General features: G+C 70.1%; 14 protein-coding genes and 1 pseudogene. 5 read left to right on the forward strand and 10 right to left on the reverse strand.

The features are described from left to right. Positions 1–276 precede the first annotated feature (276 nt). Positions 277–1,758 carry an HNH endonuclease signature motif containing protein gene (locus tag MHY30_RS14200; RefSeq protein WP_239278075.1) on the forward strand — a complete coding sequence of 494 codons (1,482 nt, stop codon included), beginning with the start codon at positions 277–279 and terminating at the stop codon, positions 1,756–1,758. 229 nt (positions 1,759–1,987) lie between these two features. Here MHY30_RS14200 and MHY30_RS14205 read toward each other — a convergent pair whose 3' ends face one another. Beyond that, the gene (locus tag MHY30_RS14205; protein WP_239278096.1) at positions 1,988–2,605 is read right to left on the reverse strand and encodes a GNAT family N-acetyltransferase; all 618 of its coding nucleotides are present in this window, start codon (positions 2,603–2,605) and stop codon (positions 1,988–1,990) included. 62 nt (positions 2,606–2,667) lie between these two features. Between MHY30_RS14205 and MHY30_RS14210 the strand changes: the two genes are divergently transcribed. Beyond that, positions 2,668–3,270, forward strand: a complete 603-nt coding sequence (locus tag MHY30_RS14210) for a TetR/AcrR family transcriptional regulator (protein ID WP_239278106.1) — start codon at positions 2,668–2,670, stop codon at positions 3,268–3,270. 123 nt (positions 3,271–3,393) lie between these two features. On the opposite strand, the gene pdxH is transcribed toward MHY30_RS14210, so the two are convergent. From pdxH to MHY30_RS14245, 7 genes are all read right to left on the reverse strand, one after another. Beyond that, positions 3,394–4,035 (reverse strand): pyridoxamine 5'-phosphate oxidase, encoded by a 642-nt coding sequence (gene pdxH / locus MHY30_RS14215; protein ID WP_239278125.1) that lies wholly within the window; start codon positions 4,033–4,035, stop codon positions 3,394–3,396. 74 nt (positions 4,036–4,109) lie between these two features. Next, positions 4,110–4,949: a hypothetical protein gene (locus MHY30_RS14220; protein WP_239278127.1), complete on the reverse strand. Its 840-nt coding sequence runs from the start codon at positions 4,947–4,949 to the stop codon at positions 4,110–4,112. After that, a complete protein-coding gene (locus tag MHY30_RS14225; RefSeq protein ID WP_239278138.1) occupies positions 4,946–5,872 on the reverse strand; it encodes a protein phosphatase 2C domain-containing protein in 927 nt (308 codons plus the stop codon). The genes MHY30_RS14220 and MHY30_RS14225 overlap by 4 nt, the downstream gene beginning before the upstream one ends. Next, on the reverse strand, positions 5,862–6,587 hold the full coding sequence (locus tag MHY30_RS14230) for a hypothetical protein (protein WP_239278140.1): 726 nt from the start codon (positions 6,585–6,587) through the stop codon (positions 5,862–5,864). The genes MHY30_RS14225 and MHY30_RS14230 overlap by 11 nt, the downstream gene beginning before the upstream one ends. A gap of 140 nt (positions 6,588–6,727) precedes the next feature. Beyond that, positions 6,728–10,732 (reverse strand): hypothetical protein, encoded by a 4,005-nt coding sequence (locus tag MHY30_RS14235; protein ID WP_239278151.1) that lies wholly within the window; start codon positions 10,730–10,732, stop codon positions 6,728–6,730. Next, complete coding sequence (locus tag MHY30_RS14240) at positions 10,732–11,433, reverse strand: PP2C family serine/threonine-protein phosphatase (RefSeq protein ID WP_239278163.1); 702 nt, start codon at positions 11,431–11,433, stop codon at positions 10,732–10,734. Before MHY30_RS14240 ends, MHY30_RS14235 begins: the two co-directional genes overlap by 1 nt. 29 nt (positions 11,434–11,462) lie before the next feature. Further along, positions 11,463–12,359, reverse strand: coding sequence for a hypothetical protein (locus tag MHY30_RS14245; protein WP_239278165.1), 897 nt, complete (start codon positions 12,357–12,359; stop codon positions 11,463–11,465). Between the two features lie 253 nt (positions 12,360–12,612). On the opposite strand from MHY30_RS14245, the gene MHY30_RS14250 reads away from it, so the two are divergent. Both MHY30_RS14250 and MHY30_RS14255 read left to right on the forward strand, forming a co-directional pair. Continuing rightward, on the forward strand, positions 12,613–12,801 hold the full coding sequence (locus tag MHY30_RS14250) for a hypothetical protein (protein ID WP_239278167.1): 189 nt from the start codon (positions 12,613–12,615) through the stop codon (positions 12,799–12,801). Positions 12,802–12,928: 127 nt separating this feature from the next. Beyond that, positions 12,929–14,005, forward strand: a complete 1,077-nt coding sequence (locus tag MHY30_RS14255) for an alkene reductase (protein ID WP_239278178.1) — start codon at positions 12,929–12,931, stop codon at positions 14,003–14,005. Here MHY30_RS14255 and MHY30_RS14260 read toward each other — a convergent pair. Beyond that, positions 13,984–14,580, reverse strand: coding sequence for a hypothetical protein (locus MHY30_RS14260; RefSeq protein ID WP_239278184.1), 597 nt, complete (start codon positions 14,578–14,580; stop codon positions 13,984–13,986). The genes MHY30_RS14255 and MHY30_RS14260 overlap by 22 nt on opposite strands. Between MHY30_RS14260 and MHY30_RS14265 the strand changes: the two genes are divergently transcribed. After that, the gene (locus MHY30_RS14265) at positions 14,575–15,117 is read left to right on the forward strand and encodes a class I SAM-dependent methyltransferase (protein ID WP_239278194.1); all 543 of its coding nucleotides are present in this window, start codon (positions 14,575–14,577) and stop codon (positions 15,115–15,117) included. The two genes, MHY30_RS14260 and MHY30_RS14265, sit on opposite strands and share 6 nt — an antisense overlap. A 16-nt stretch (positions 15,118–15,133) precedes the next feature. On the opposite strand, the pseudogene MHY30_RS14270 reads toward MHY30_RS14265, so the two are convergent. After that, positions 15,134–15,368, reverse strand: a pseudogene (locus MHY30_RS14270) (hypothetical protein); the annotation flags it as partial.

The raw sequence follows: 15,368 nt of genomic DNA on the forward strand, positions 1-15,368 counted from the left end.
GGCGGGTGGCAGGCGCTCCGCGGACGGGGTGCGCGCCGGGGAACTGCTGGCTGTGAGGCTTGCCGGTTCGCTGCCGCGTAGGCCTGACGAGGGTTTGGCGAGCGTCTGCGAAAGTTCACCCGACGCCTCGAATGCGCGCTGAATCCCAGGTCAAGTTGCTTTTCCCGCGCCGCGAGCGCAGCGCAGCCATCCTCCACAGGACGGACGCTCTCCGCCCTGTCCCCATCTGGCCCCTCGACCCCGATCGATGTCGGAGGTCTCAAATAGCATGCACACATGATGTCCGAGACCCCGCCGACCCGGCCGAATCCGGGGGCCGCCGCCCTCTCATCGGTGCTGGCCGAGGTCCGCGAAGTGGATGCCGATCTTGCTTCCGCCGAAGCTCGACGCGTCCGCGCGCTCGCCCGTGCGGGGCACCTCGCCCTCGATGCGACGGCGGGTCTGCGGGCATCAGCGAAGGCGTCCGAGATGGCGCTGCGGGAGATCGCGTCTGAGATCGCCGCGGCCGAATGCCTGTCGGATCGCACCGTGCAACGGCAGATCGGCCGAGCGATGACCCTCGCCGACGACTTCCCCGTCACGCTCGACGCGTGGGAGGCGGGCGCCCTGTCCCGTTCGCACGTGCAGGTCATCGTGGATGCCGGCACGCCCCTGCCGCTCGACCGGCGTGGCGAGTTCGACGTGCTCGCCGTCGCGACCGCCGAGGGGCTGAGTCCTGGACGGTTGAAGACCCGCCTCGCCGCGCTGGCCGAGTCGCTGCAGCCGACGACACTCGTTGAGCGTCACCAACAGGGCCGCGAGACGCGGTGCGTTCGCGTCGTGCCCGGCGAGAACGGGATGTCCGACCTCGTCGCAAGGCTCCCGACCGTGTTGGCGGTGGGGATCTACGACCGACTGGTACAGCAGAGCGCGGCGATCGTCGACGCGCGCGCGGGATCCTCCCTCCCGAACCTGGATGGCGACACCGTGCCGACCGGCCTCGCCGCCGCCCTCGGCGAGCGCGGCACGCGCGGCGATCACGGCTCCGCCCGAGCGGCAAGCGACGACGGCGGTGACTCCGGCGATCACGGTGGCGAGGCCGGTGAGCACGCCGCCGACACGCGGACCGTCGATCAGGTGCGCGCCGACATCCTCGCCGATCTCCTTCTCACGGCTGCGCCCGACGCCGACCCCACTCGCGTCGGCGACGGCCCGGGCACACTCGGCGCGATACGCGCGAGAGTGCAGGTCGTCGTTCCGGCCCTGACGATGCTCCGACCCGAGAGCGAGAACCTCGACCCCGCCGAGCTCGTGGGACACGGACCCGTCGACGCGGCGACCGCCGGGGCGCTGGCAGAGGCGACCGCGGTGCCGTGGGACCGCGTCATCACGCACCCCGTGACCGGCGCAGTCCTGCGCACCGACACCTACCAGCGCACGGCCGCCATCGATCGGCACCTTCGGGCTCCCGACCGCCACTGCCGGTGGCCGGGGTGCACCGCGCCCGCCGTTCGCTGCGAGGTGGATCACACGCATGACCACGCCCTCGGAGGCGCTACGGACGTGTCGAACCTCGCGCACCTCTGCCAGAGGCATCACACGCAGAAACAGTTCACGCGCTGGAAGGTCAGGCAGCTCCCCGGCGGGGCGCTCGAGTGGACCTCCCCGACCGGACGCGTTTACATCGATGAGCCGCTCCCGTACTCGCCGGCGGTGCGGTTCCTCCCCGACGAACTCGCTTCACCGCCGCCCGACGACCGCGAGCCGGCGCCGTTCTGACGGCCGCACCGGGGGTGTCGACACCCCCGTGTGTTCCGCGCGCCTCCGCGTATGCGTGCTCGCCGGCCGGACCCTCACCCGCGTGTGCCTGCTCGCCGGCCGGACCCTCACCCGCGTGTGCGTGCCACGGTGAGCACACGATCCCGCCGCAATCGCGTGCGGGAGCTCGCCGCGCCGTCAGGGCACGGGCTCCGATCACGTAGGGCTCGAGACGGCACCGCAGCGCCGCTCACAGAGACCGGGGCAGACGCAGCATGGCCATCGGCTCGGCGCCGTCGATGCCCGGGATGGGTCCGAGCTCAGCGAAGCCGTGTCGGGCATAGAGTCGCCGATTGACCACCGTCGACGATTCGAGGTACGCCGGCTGCCTCATGCGGTCAAGCGCGGCAAGGTGCGTCTCGAGCAAACGCGCCCCGACGCCGAGCCCCCGCGCCGTCGACGCCACTCCGATCTCGGCCAGGTACCAATGCGGCTGACGGGGCCGATAGGCCCGACACGCTGCCGAAACGCGGGCGGCGCGACGCAGGCCCGACAGGCCGAGCGCGCGAACCAGGGCCGGCAGATGGCGCAGATAACGAGCTCCCTCGCCGCCCGCTCCGAGCGGACCCTCCCACGCGGCCACGCCGACGATGCGTCCGCGGTCGTCGCGAGCGAGATCAACCGTTCCCGTCACGAATGGACCGGCCTCGAGGGTGGCACGAAACAGGGCCGAGAGCCGTCGATCACGATCCCCACCGCCGGGGACGATCGCCATGAGAACGGGGTCGAGGCGGAACGCCTCGGCGAGCACCGCGGCGGCCTCGTCGAGGTCATCGGCCACGGCAGGGGTGATCGTCTGGTCGGTCATCTCACATCTCCTTTGGTCCAAGTGGATAAAAGTAGAATGGATGCTATGCCTCGGAGACCGCTGTGAGCTCAACGCGCGCGTACATGGCGCGCGAGGACCGGCGCGACGTGCTGCTCGACGCCGCCGCCGAAGTTCTGCGCGAAGGTGGTCCGGACGCACTGTCGCTGCGCTCGGTCGCCGAATGCGCCGGCGTCGCCCACAGACTGGTGTCCTACACCTTCGGCTCGAAAACGGAACTGGTGCGGGCGTTGCTGGTGCGCGACACGACGGACGCGATCGACGCCGCGTGGGGGGCGCCCCTGGAGGGCAGCGACGCGCAGGAGGCGATCATCCGCTCACTCACCGCCTTCGCCGACGCGGTACGCAGCGACCCGCGCTACTCCGAATGCCTCGCCGCGCTCACGGCGACGGCGCGTCTGTCTCCCGAACTGGCCGACGCCGTCTCCAGCGAGGCGCGGCATGCTCGAAGCCGTATACGGGCGCACGTCAGCGAATGGGCGACGTCCCACCCGGACGCTCCCGTCGACGTCGACGTTCTGACCGACGGCATCCACGCGTCTGCCGAAGGACTGGCAGCATGGTGGCTCGCGACGCGCGACGACGCACGGCTCGCCGATGTGGTGCGAGGTTTCGCGATCGGCATCGTGGGGGCCCAGCCGAGCTGACGCGGTCGACTGCCGGAGCGAGGCCCCGACGCTCGCGCCCCGACGCCTCCGTGGCAGGAGCAGCCGGGACCGACGCCAGCCCGTTGCGGCACCATCACGAGCGACGGATGCCGAGCCCCGGACTCACGGCTGCCGCCGCACCGCCCCCCACCCGTCGCCGTCGCGCGTGAACACGATCCGGTCGTGCAGCCGCGACGGGCGGCCCTGCCAGAACTCGATCTCTCGCGGTTCGATCCGGTACCCGCCCCAATGCGGTGGGCGCGGCACGGCGGTGTCGTCGGCAAAGCGCGCTTCGACGGCATCCATGGCGTCCTCGAGGGCGGCTCGGGATGCCACGGGCTCCGACTGCTGGCTCGCCCACGCCGACAGCTGCGAACCGCGCGGGCGCGACGCGAAGTACGCGTCATCCCGCTCCGCCGGGAGCGGCTCGGCGCGACCGAGCACGATGACCTGGCGCTGCAGTGCGTACCAGGGAAAGAGCACCGACACCGACGGGTTCTCCGCGAGCGCGCGCCCCTTGCGCGACTGCCGGTTCGTGAAGAACCACAGTGCGCCGTCGTCATCGATTCCGCGCAGCAGCACCGTGCGCGCCGTCGGCGAGCCCGTGGCATCCACCGTCGACACCACCATGGCGTTGGGTTCGGGCAGGTCAGCGGCATCCGCGAGCCACCGTTGGAAGAGCGCGAGAGGGGATGCCGACAGCGCGCTGTCGTCGAGCTCGGCGAGTGTGTAGTCGAGCCGGTGGGCGAGGGGGTTCTCGGTCATCGCGGGGTCCTCCGGGTCGGTCTCGGGAGGCACCATCGTACGGCCGGGCCGCGGCCGGGCCGGCGCCGTACCGTTCACTCACCCCCCAGAGCCGCGACGTAGTCCGCCGGAGCGGGACGCGATCCCGCCGGTCCGAGCCCGTGGGCAACGAGGCGTCGTACCTTCGCACGTCGCGTCATGGCGGGCAGCGTCTCGGCATCCGTCGGTGTCGGCTGCGGTCTCACCATCTGCGCGGAGAGGATGCGCAGCACCCACACGGCGAGTAGGTACCTGTCGTTCTGTATCGAGGCCCCGGTGACGTGCGGATCGCTCCAGTTCGGCTGCGTCCGGAACTCGAGCGTGGGATCGTCGTGATGACGAACACCATCGCAGTCGAGGAAGTACGTCGAGGGGTCGCCCGAGGTTGCGAAGAGGATGTTGCGCGAGTTGGCGTCGGTGTAGACGAGTCCGTGCCGATCGAGAACATCCCATGCGGTGGCGAGGTCGAGGGCGAATCGAAGGCGCTGCTCGGCGGTGAAGGTCCCGGCCACGCTGGTGGCCCGCGCCACATGCTGCCCCTCGAGGAGATGCCATCCACCCTGGAACGGAAACGAGAACCTCGGTTCCGCCCGCGGAATCAGCACACCCACGGTGTCGCCCTGTCCGTCGATGATCCGGTGCGCGGGCCAACTGAAGGAGCGGGCGGCCAACTCCCGATCCGCGGGCGACAGCTCGTACTCCTTTAGGTCGATGAGCCGCTGGATCGCTGCGGCCTCGGCCCCGCTGCGCGGCCGGGTGTACATCTTGGCCAGAAAGAACACCTCGGCGCACGGGACGACCGACCCCTCGAATCCTGAGGCGGCGGCGGAGGGATCCATCGGCAGCAGGCCGAGGTCATCGACTTGGACCGCCGCCGCCTTTCGAAGCCGAATCATCGGGCGCCCCCGACGTCATCGGGGTCAACGACGCGTGCCGGGCGGAACAGGGCCACAGCGGTACGGTCGTCTCGCGCGCCCACCCGCTCGAAGTCGACATCACACAGGAACTGGGCGATCGAGGGCGGGCGCGTCCACGAATGGCCGAGTCCGTGACCCACCGAATTCTCGGCGCGGAGGTGCGCGTCGATGCCGTCGGTGGCGACCAGGAGCACGTCTCCGGGCGCCAGCATCGTCGTGCCTCGGGCCGTGGGCTCAGCGTGCAGAGGAAGCGCCGGCACGTCGTTGGCGAGGACGGGAGCGGTCTCCGCCGTGATCCGCCGCCACGCCGGGTGACCGTCGACGACTTCGCCCGGGGTGAAGACGCTGGCGCGGGAGTCCCCCCACTCGGCGACCGCCACGCGCCAGGGAGTGTCCTCGTCGCCGATCCGCACCATGGCAACGGTGAGGGTGGTGGCGAGCGCGGCGGGATCAACGCCCAGCTCCCGCGCCGTGGCGGTGACCCTCGCCGCCACGACGCGACCCAGCATGCGGGGGTCACCGAGCCCTGACGACAGCAGTTCGATGGCCGCACGCGTCGCCGTCCAGGCGCCGATCTGGCTGTGTGAGGCGGACCCCACTCCGTCAGCGACCGCCACGTAGAGACGGTCGTCCCGCGTGGCCCAGGCGTAGGAGTCCTGGCGAACGTGCCCCGGATCGGCTCGATGGGACAGCCCGCGAACACTCGCGGCGCGCAGTTCCACATCGGTCCCGACGATCCTGCCGTAGTCGGCCTGGATGGACGCGGGAGTGGCCGCGGACGATCGTCCGGGCAGCAGGACCTCCGTCGAGATCGAGTGCGGGCGCCCGAACAGGCGCTGCATGGGGCCGGAGGGCCGCGCCGTGCGCGACCCCCCGACGTCCTGGGTCTGCTTACTGCGCACCGGAGACCACATCCAGCTGCGTCATCCCGGGCACGTTGGTGGGGATGGGGGCGGGCACCGGCGCTCCCGCCGCCGCGGCGGAGGCCGAGTTCAGCACGGTGCGGACCAGCGCGGGGAAGAGCGCCGCGAACGCCTGCGCAGGATCGGTGCCCTCATCAGCGAGCCAGACCATGCCGCGGTCGCGCCGAGCGATGCGACGAAGGACGGCCTCGTCGGCACCGGCAACACCGAACACGCAGATGTTCGGAGCGAACGGGAGGCTGCAGAGGGTGTCGAGCTCGCTCTCCCACCCCGTGTCGGTCGGCCCGCCGTCCGTGATCATGTAGACCGTCGGGCGATACACGAGCGTGGAGCGGTGGGCGGCCACGAGAGCCTCGAGGCCGCGACGAGCCAGAGCGAACGCCTCGCCGTAGCCGGTGCTGCCGTTGGCCGAGAGCACCGGGGGCGTGGCGGCGGCGTCGACGTGCGTGTAGGGCATGACCACGGACGCGGTCGACGAGAACTCGATGATCTCGACAACGGCGGTATCCGCCGCCTCGGGGTGGATCTGCAGCGTCGAGATGAGTGAGCTCAAGCCCGCGTTCAGCGCGGCGATCGGCGAGACCGGCCCCGGGCCGGCGGCCATCGAGCTACTCGTGTCGCCCAGCAAGCACACCGGTACAACTGCGCTGACGGGCGCATCGACCGGTGGGGCGTAGTCGGTGGTGGTGGACATCGTCTGACTCCTTCGACGAGGGGCATCGCCCCGCTGAAACGGCACCGCGTCGGTGTCGCCCCCCGAAGAACCGTGCGTCCTTCGGAGTGGTCTCAGCGTCTCGCCAGAGGGGGGTCGTATCTTCCGGCGCCGTCGGAAAGTCAGCCCGGGAACGAAAGCGCCACGACATCGCCTCGCGCGGCGTCGGTGACCACGAGGCGATCACCGCTCCAGGCGACACCGGATGCCAGCATCCCGGGGTCGAGTCGAACCACCCGTCGTTCTCCGTTCCGGAAGAGCAGCACCGGGCCCCATCCGACGGCCGACGTGGTGCTCACGGCAACGGAACCGTCGTCGGAGATGGCGATGTCGGATGCCTCGAGACCGAGACGATCGAGGTCGCCGAGGCAGGTGCCGTCGTACGTGGTGTCTTCGTCGCATCCCAGCGTGTAGGCCACGTCCCCCTTCACGGTGTCGGCCAGCTGGGCATCGGGGTCGATGACGCGGACACGTGACACCCGTTGTCCCGCGAACGTTCCCGCTTCCGCGTAGGCCACGACAACGGCATCGCCGACCGTCACCGCGTCCACGGCGGTCGGCCGCAGCGCGAACGCGATCTCCCCGTGCGCATCGCGGGCTTCGGTGGGAACCTGCCCGCAGTCGGGAGCAGCAGGATCTCCGGGAACGACACGAGCCGGGTCGCCCGCGACCCGCCGGAACGCGTCCGGCGACGGCTCGAACCATCCGGTCGTCTCCGGGGAGGCGCCCAGCTGGGTGGGGTCGAAGGAGAAGATTCCGTCGCACAGCGCCATCACGACCGTGCTGGTGGTGCCGCTCTCCGAGGTGCGAAGAGGGGCGAGATCCCGGATGCCGGGGACATCGACCTCGAAGTCGCCGAGGTCGACGTTGTCGCCGTCGATGACGATCTTGGTGCGGTCGATGTCCGGTTCGAGGTCGGCTGAATAGGCACCGAAGGCGCCCACGGTCGCGTCCGATGTCGTGATGACGCGCGGGGTGAGCGCACGGTAGGACGTCGTCTCACCCGACCACGGGTACCGCGAAGACCCGTCGTCCGAGAGGACAGCCCAATGCCCGGGAGCGAACCACGCGGCGCCGCCATTGACTGACTCGGGCGAAACTACGAGCATCGTCGCCGCCTCAGCGCCTTTGCGCTCGGTGAGAACACCGCCTTCCGGCATCCAGTCAGACGACTTCGCATCCAGCGACCACAGGGCCGCACTGCAGCCGGCAGCCGCGGGTGCGGCGATCAGGATCGACCCGTCGGGTCTCACCGCCAGCGGCTTCTGCGCCCATTTCGTGAGATCGAGAACAGACACGCCCGCACGAGGGGGAACGCACGTGTCCGCCGGCTGAGCTTGGGTCGAGGAGTTATCGGACCCGCCCGTCGGTTGCTGCCCGGGCTCACCTTCGACGTCCACGTCGGCTCCGATGAAACCGGCCGCCCCCTCGGGCTTGCGGCACACATCGTCGTCGACGGTCGTCGTGTACCACGAACGATCCGCGACTCGAGGAAGAGGGATGACCGACGAATCCAGTGCGAACCCCTGCAGACAGTTCGCGAACTCCACGAGCAAACGGCCGCCGTGCTCGACGCCGGGACCGACGTACTCCGTCACTGTGTCAGTGAGCCGCACACTGGGACGATCGTCCAGCGGTCGATAGGCAAGGTACGCGGATGAGTCGTCCCGCGTGCGCTCGATGACCGCCCCCTTCGATCCATCGGCGACGATCGTCCACGCGTTACGGCGACAGTCCGCTCCCGTCCCTGGGTCTTTCCATGTCGGGGGAGCCACGCGGGCGTCGCCGAGAGGATCGGTCATCTTCACCACGTCCGCCCGGGTGGCCGTCCATGGCGCCGCGTCCGGGCACGTCGCCATCGCTTTCCACTTCTCGAACTCTTCGGGGTGCCCCTGCTCGAACGCCTCGTGGTCGAAGTCGGTGACGAGGATGCCGTCGTCGACGACGGCCAGCGCGGCGTCCCGATCGAAAGCGTCGGCGCGCACGCTGGCATCCACGATTCGGGCCACGGGAACCTCGGCGGTGAGGTCGATGACCGACACGCCCTCCGCACCGATCACCGCGACGTGACGGGGGTCCAGGAATCCGAGATCGTTGAGGGAAGTGAGCCGGTCCCCCGCGGGGACACCCCGCGGGGGACTCAGCCCGGGGAGCGTCGCGGCGAGGGCGTCGATGGGTGACCCGCCCACCTCCGAGGCCGGCGTCGAGCTGGTTCGCTTGTGGGGGATGCGGATCTCGGGAGCCCAGGGCGCGGTGGGCCGCTTGATCCACACGACGTCCGCTTCGTCGGCGTACCGTTCCAACACCGCGGTGGAACCGTCCTCGGCGACGGCGACGGCGTCCGGGTTGAAGAACGCCGGCTCGCTGCCCGGCATCCCCGTGTACAGCGTCTCGGCCGAGGCGACGAGGGTCGGCGGGACGGCGGAGCCCGCCAGCAGCGACCCGACGATGACGACGGTGACGGCGAGACCCGTCGTCGCGGCCGTCAGCATCCACCACCGCTCCCGTCGGCCTCGGCGCAGACGCGCGACATAGTGCGTGCGTTCGACCACGGCGACGACGACCGCGTTCACCCCGACCGCCGCCACCGCCGCGCCGAGCGCGACGACCTCCGGCCACGGACCGGTGGACGCGCCCGCAGGCGTCGGCGGACTCCACAAGGATGCCGCCGCCCACGTCCCCACGACGATCGACGCGGTCACGAAGCCCGCGACAGCCGACACGGGTGACCAACGTTCGAGGAGGGGCGCACGGTGTCCACGCGGCACCCCCCGCGCCAGAAACCAGGCCCCGGCACAGGTGACGAGGCCGAGCACCACGAACCCCGCCCCCACGACAAGCGAGGCAGCCCGCTCGAACGCGGCAGACGAGATCGGGCCGCCCGACGGCAGGACGGTAGCGGTGCTCGCGGCATAGCCGACGAGGACGCCTACGGCGGTGGCCGTGAGCAATGCAGCCAGCCGCGCCGGCACGGTCAGACGTCGAAGCGCGGGGAGGGCGCGCCGGTCGCGGGGAGCCCGTTCGACGACCCCGAAGCGACTGCGTGGCGGTGGACCGGGTGGCATCCATCCCCTGCCGTGAGCGTCGGCGACGGCGACGTCGGTGAAGGCCATCAAGCGGGCCAACGAATGAGCGGGGCGGGTGCGATACTCGCCGTCGACCTGCGCCCGCTGGAGGTCGAGCCCTGCGGCGACGACCGCGTCGGCGAGCGGCCCTTCGATGATCTCCGTGGGTGTGCGCGGAGCGTCCCCCCGTCCGGAGTGGAGGATCGCCACGGCAAGTCGGTGCGCGGCGCCATGCACCGAACCGTCCGCATCGTGGGCGCCGTCCAGAGCGCATGCACGCGCGTCGTTGCACGCATTGGTGTCGAGGACGAGCTCATGGCGCTGCTGGGTGAGGCGCGGATCGTCGCGTCGCAGAGCGGGCGTGCCCTTGCCCAGGGTGAAGGGGGTGTGGCCGTCGTGGAGCAGTTCCCACAGTGCGATACCGGCCGCCTCGATGTCGGCGTCGACATCGATGGTGCGCGCGGGTGAGCCCCAGTCTCCGACCACGACCTGCAGCACTCCGTCACGGTCGACCATGAGGAGGTTTTCCAACCGAATGTCACCGTGACGGGACGGATCACGCGATTCCGAAGCGGCGGCGAGCGCGCGGAGGACGCGGACCAGGGACGCACCGGCCATGGTCGCTATCTCGCCGATCACACTCTCGACGTCCTCTTGAACGAGGGGGTCGCGCAGGTGACTCCTGTCGGTGGGGCGCGCCGAGAGCAGGTCGTCGAGCGAGAACATCCCGCGCTCCAGCACCAGCACGTCCCGGTGCCGCTGTCTCCGGTAGCCCAGCATTTTCACCACGGGGAGGTCGTGGAGGTTCCGATAGGTGGCGATCTCGGCTCGGAGCCGGGACCGTGCGCCGTCTTCGCCGTCGGCGATCTTGACGGCCGCGGCGACGGGGCCGCTCCACGGCGCCTCGAACGCACCCTCCACGACCCGAGACGACGATCGACCGCTTCGCGCCCGCCCCGCGTCGATGCGGTTCTCGGGCGAGTCATCGAAATGCACCCAGCCCCCGGAGCGCAGGCGCACCGAGTGAGGCCCTCTCGCGGCGGTGTGAGACCTTCGTGCCATCAACGGCTCCTCTCGGTCGGGATCGAAAGAACGGCGATCGTTGCGTTGTCCACGGCGCCGCCGACGGCGTCGATCTCGGCCAACACCATGTCTGCCGGATCACACTCGTCGCGGTGCGCCGTGGCGATCACCTGGGCCGCCCTCCACGGCGGCAGAACGTCGTCGACACCGTCGCTGGTCACCAAGACGGCATCACCGGGAACGAGCCGCCAGCACTGCACCGTGACGCCTCCACCGTCGCCGGCGGGGGATGCCCATCGCGTCAACGCGGGCGAAGTGCTGCGCGGACCGAGTCCGCCCGCGTGAGCCGATGCCGCGCTGTGCCTCGTCGTCGACTCGATCGGCTGGCCGTCGCGGACGAGAGCAACCCGGCTGTCACCCAGGCTCAGCGCCCAACAAAAACCGCGGAAGACCACGGCCGCGGCCAGAGTGGACTGTGAACGCTCGTGCACCCGGCCCGCGGTGACGGCAGCGCGAAGATCCTGCGTGACCGCATCGGCCGTGGAGTGAATGAAGGGCGCGGGGTCCCGACGGTGGGCGGGGAAGACTGCGAGATGGTCGCACGCGGAGCGCGCAGCGACCTGGGCGCAGGCGCCCGCGTCTGGCGAGGAGCTGACCCCGTCGGCGACGACGATCACGGCAAACCTCGGAGTGGCGTGGATGGCAGCGGCATCCTGTTGCTCGTAGCGGGAGCCGCTCACCGACACCGGGCCGCTCGTCCGTACGCGCATCATCGACGCCCGGTCGCGTCGTCGAGTAAGTGGGCGAGGTCGTCACGCGTGAGGACGCCGGCGTCGCTGAGGGCCGCGGCGAGGTCGACAAGGCCCTCGACCCGATTGCTCTCCCGGAACTCTCCCGTTTCCCCGGGCGCCGTGAACCGATCGAGTTCGAGTGCGGCCAGGGCGGTCAGCCACTTCTCTCGATCCGGACGGTGCCGGACCCTCACCTGCTGCCCGACGATCCAGACGAACACCTTCCGGTAGGCGTACCTCGTGGCGTCCTTCAGCGTCCCCTCGGTCATCGCGAACCGAGATGCCGCCGTCTCCAACGTCCGACGTACAAGGTCTTCGCGGGAGCTCCGGCGACCGTCCCCGTACGCGTCCAGAGCCGCGGCGAGTGCTTCGCCCGCCTGACCGGAGGCCATCTGAGGCACGATGTACGAACGCAAGAACTCGAGCGCCTCGTGGCGCGTGGTGGCGGTGGGAATGCCACGCACCCCGAACCGCGCGATCACGCGCAGCCATCGGCCCTGGGTCTTGTGCCGCAACCGCAGGATGAAGCCGTCTTGCTCGTGACGGTCGACGACGTGATACGCAGCGCCCCGGGCGGGCCGGGCGGCCTCGAGTTTCTCGTCATCCACCCAGGCCTCGAACTGTCCTCGGTGGTACCGACCGAGATCGACGAAGACGTGGATGAGGCGGCCGCGCGGACTGATGACGACGAGCGTCCGTGGGATGTGTTCGGTGATGGCGGCGAACTCATCCAGGAATGGGGCATACGTCTGGCTGAGGTCCTTATTGACGAAGGAGCCGAGTTCAAAGCTCTCACCCTCTTCCAGCACGAATTCCTCGGCGTCAAGCACCGGGAACTCAATACCGTCTTTCATCATCTCGACGACGAGCGTCATCGGCGATGCTTCCTCGTGCATCCGATCCCCCTCGGCTCCCCCAGCCAGCGTCTCGGCATCAGTGTAGGACTGTGCGTGCAAGGTCTCCGACGGAGACTGCTGCGGTGGTGAGACGGCGTTATCCATGGCATCCATGTGGCCCAGTTTCGGGCGCCGCGAGCGCACGAATTTCCGGTCGTACCGGAAATTCCTCGACCCTGTTTCTCGGACAGTGGACCCGCACTCGCCCGAGTGCAGGAAAGGGGAAGAACCCATGGCGAAGGTACCCGAAGTCAAGATCATCGAAGTCGCAAAGGCGCTCGCATTTGCCGCAGGAATGGCGGTCAATGTCGCTCAGGCGAACATCCAACAAGCCGCAGCGAGTCTGGCGCGCCAGTACGGGGTGTCGTCGAGCCGCGAGATCGAGGCGGAGATCGCGCGTCACCTGCGGAACCGGGGGTGATGGCGGGGTCTATCGGAGGGACGCGGGGACGCCGCCGAGGCTCCCCGCGTCTCGCGTGCCCGGGGAATAGTCGCCACGCGCCCCCGGTTGGGGAGGGTCGGCCCTGCTCCCCCTCGAAAGGACACCCGTGAGCCTGTTCAGCCCCACCACCGTCGGCGACGTCGACGTCCGCAACCGCGTCTCGCTCGCCCCGATGACCCGCCTCCGCTCCGGAGCCGACGGCGTTCCCGGCCCCATCGTGGCGAAGTACTACGCGCAGCGCGCGGGCATCGGTCTGCTCGTGACCGAGGGTGTCTACCCGAGCGGCGAGTCGCGGGCGTACCCGGGGCAGCCGGGCATCGTCACCGACGCGCAGGCGGCCGGGTGGGCGAAGGTGGCGGATGCCGTGCACGCCGAGGGCGGCACGATCTTCATGCAGCTCATGAACGGCGGACGCGTGACGCACCCGCTCATCACCGGCACCGACCGCATCGTCGCGCCCTCCGCGATCGCGATCGAGGGCGACACCCGCCTCGCCGACGGCACGAAGGTCGCCTACCCGGTGCCGCACGCGCTCGAGACCGACGAGCTCGCCACGGTACGCGACGAGTTCGTCGCCGCCGCTCGTCGAGCCGTGGATGCCGGAATCGACGGCGTCGAGCTCCACTCGGCCAACGGCTACCTGCTGCACGAGTTCCTCTCCCCCGCCTCCAACCAGCGCACCGACGAATACGGCGGCTCTCCCGAGGCGCGCGCCCGCTTCGTCATCGAGGTCGCGCAGGCGGTGGCCGCCGAGATCGGCGCCGGTCGCGTTGGCATCCGGATCTCTCCCGCCCACAACATCCAGGACGTCTGGGAGAAGGACGACGCCGAAACCCGCGCCACCTACGAGGCACTCATCGCCGGTCTGGCGCCCCTGGGCCTGGCGTACCTGAGCGTGCTCCACAGCGATCCCGCGGGCGAGCTGGTGCAGGACCTCCGCCGCGCCTTCGGCGGCACGTTCATCGTGAACTCCGGCTTCTCCCTCGTCACCACGCGCGACGAGGCCATCGCCGCGATCGACGACGACATCGCCGACCTGGTCGCGGTGGGCCGCCCCGCGATCGCCAACCCCGACCTCGTCACGCGCTGGCAGCGCGGCGCCGACGAGAACGAGGTGCACCAGCCCTCGGTCTACGGCCCCGACGAGCGCGGGTACACGGACTACCCGTTCCTCGAGGACTGAGTTCCGGACTCGAGGAACCTGTCGGTCGTTGCGATCAGTCGCGTCTGAACATCGACGCTGTACGACACGGGCGGCGTGGGCGTGTCCGTGTCGCGAACGAAATAGCGTCCGGTGACGCCGTCCAGGTCGGGGTCGGTCGCGAGCCGAAGTGCCGCGGCCGCCCCCTGCTCGGGCGTCAGCATCGCCCGGCGGAGGAGCCCGCCGAATTGTCGAAGAGCCGCGGGCATGACATCTCTGATGATGTCGGTGGCGACGATGCCCGGGTGCACCGCGTTGACGGTCACCTCGCCCGCGAGCGTACGTGCGAGCGCGTACCCCGCGATCACCGTCAGCAGCTTGGCCCGCGCGTACGCTTCGAAGGGCACGAAGCCGGCGGTCGGGTTGAGAAGGGCGAGATCGCCCAGCGCGTCGATGTCGAGAGTCGCGGGACGGGGCTGACCTCCCCCTTTGAGTCGCCGGGTATCGCGGAGCGTGTCCGAGGCGACGTTGACGACGCGCGCTCGGCCACTCCTCAACTGCGACGCCAGCAGGACCGTCATCCCGTAGGCGGCGAGGTAGTCGACAGCGACGTGCATCCCGCCGATCGCGAGATCGTCGAGTCGTGGGCGCGTTCGGTCTCCGGTCGCATCGTCGACGCGGGATGCGGCCCGGGCCATTGGACACGGCACCTGTTCGACCTGGGCGTCGAGGTGCGCGGAACCGACCGCGTTCCCGAGTTCATCGAGCACGCACGCTCGACCTACCCCGCCGTGCCGTTCGCCGTAGGCAGCATCGAGGCGATCGACGAGCCCGACCGCTCGCTGGGCGGCATCCTGTCGTGGTTCTCGACCATTCACTACAGCCCGGCTGACATCGCCGCGCCGCTCGCGGAGTTCCGACGCACGCTCCGGGTGGGCGGCACGTTGCTGCTGGGACACTTCGATTCGGACGGTGCGATCGAGCCGTTCGATCACGCAGTGGTCCGCGCATACCGATGGCCCGTCGAAGAAATGGCGGCGGTACTGGAGCGCGCCGGGTTCACCATCGCGGACGTCCATCGGCGCGCCGACCCGGGGCAGCGTCCGGTCGCCGCGGTTCTCTGCCGAAACGGCGGCGCATCGGCAGAGGGGTGACGCACCTGAGGCGTCGCTACACCGCGCGCGCGAACCGCTCGGCCTGCACCCGGAAAGCCTCCGTCAGCTCCGGCGGACCCACAACCTCCATCTCGGCCTCGAACCGCCCGAACGACGCGGCGAGCGCTCCCTGGACTGACCCCGTCTTGTAGGTCCAGTCGTTGTGTGAGTCGTCCTGTCGCCCGAGGGTTCGGGCAGGGAGACTGGTCAGATCATGACGAACAGCAGGAAGCGTCACACCCCGGAGCAGG

This window comes from Microbacterium sp. ACRRU (genome assembly GCF_022346945.1).
GTDB classification, from domain to species: Bacteria; Actinomycetota; Actinomycetes; order Actinomycetales; family Microbacteriaceae; genus Microbacterium; species Microbacterium mcarthurae.

Excerpts from the sequence above, each read along its gene's own strand:
- MHY30_RS14245 (WP_239278165.1), bottom strand. The coding sequence starts at position 12,359 with ATGACGCTCGTCGTCGAGATGATGAAAGACGGTATTGAGTTCCCGGTG.
- MHY30_RS14205 (WP_239278096.1), bottom strand. The coding sequence starts at position 2,605 with ATGACCGACCAGACGATCACCCCTGCCGTGGCCGATGACCTCGACGAG.
- MHY30_RS14200 (WP_239278075.1), top strand. The coding sequence starts at position 277 with ATGATGTCCGAGACCCCGCCGACCCGGCCGAATCCGGGGGCCGCCGCC.
- MHY30_RS14235 (WP_239278151.1), bottom strand. The coding sequence starts at position 10,732 with ATGGCACGAAGGTCTCACACCGCCGCGAGAGGGCCTCACTCGGTGCGC.
- MHY30_RS14230 (WP_239278140.1), bottom strand. The coding sequence starts at position 6,587 with ATGTCCACCACCACCGACTACGCCCCACCGGTCGATGCGCCCGTCAGC.
- MHY30_RS14220 (WP_239278127.1), bottom strand. The coding sequence starts at position 4,949 with ATGATTCGGCTTCGAAAGGCGGCGGCGGTCCAAGTCGATGACCTCGGC.
- MHY30_RS14250 (WP_239278167.1), top strand. The coding sequence starts at position 12,613 with ATGGCGAAGGTACCCGAAGTCAAGATCATCGAAGTCGCAAAGGCGCTC.
- pdxH (WP_239278125.1), bottom strand. The coding sequence starts at position 4,035 with ATGACCGAGAACCCCCTCGCCCACCGGCTCGACTACACACTCGCCGAG.
- MHY30_RS14260 (WP_239278184.1), bottom strand. The coding sequence starts at position 14,580 with ATGCACGTCGCTGTCGACTACCTCGCCGCCTACGGGATGACGGTCCTG.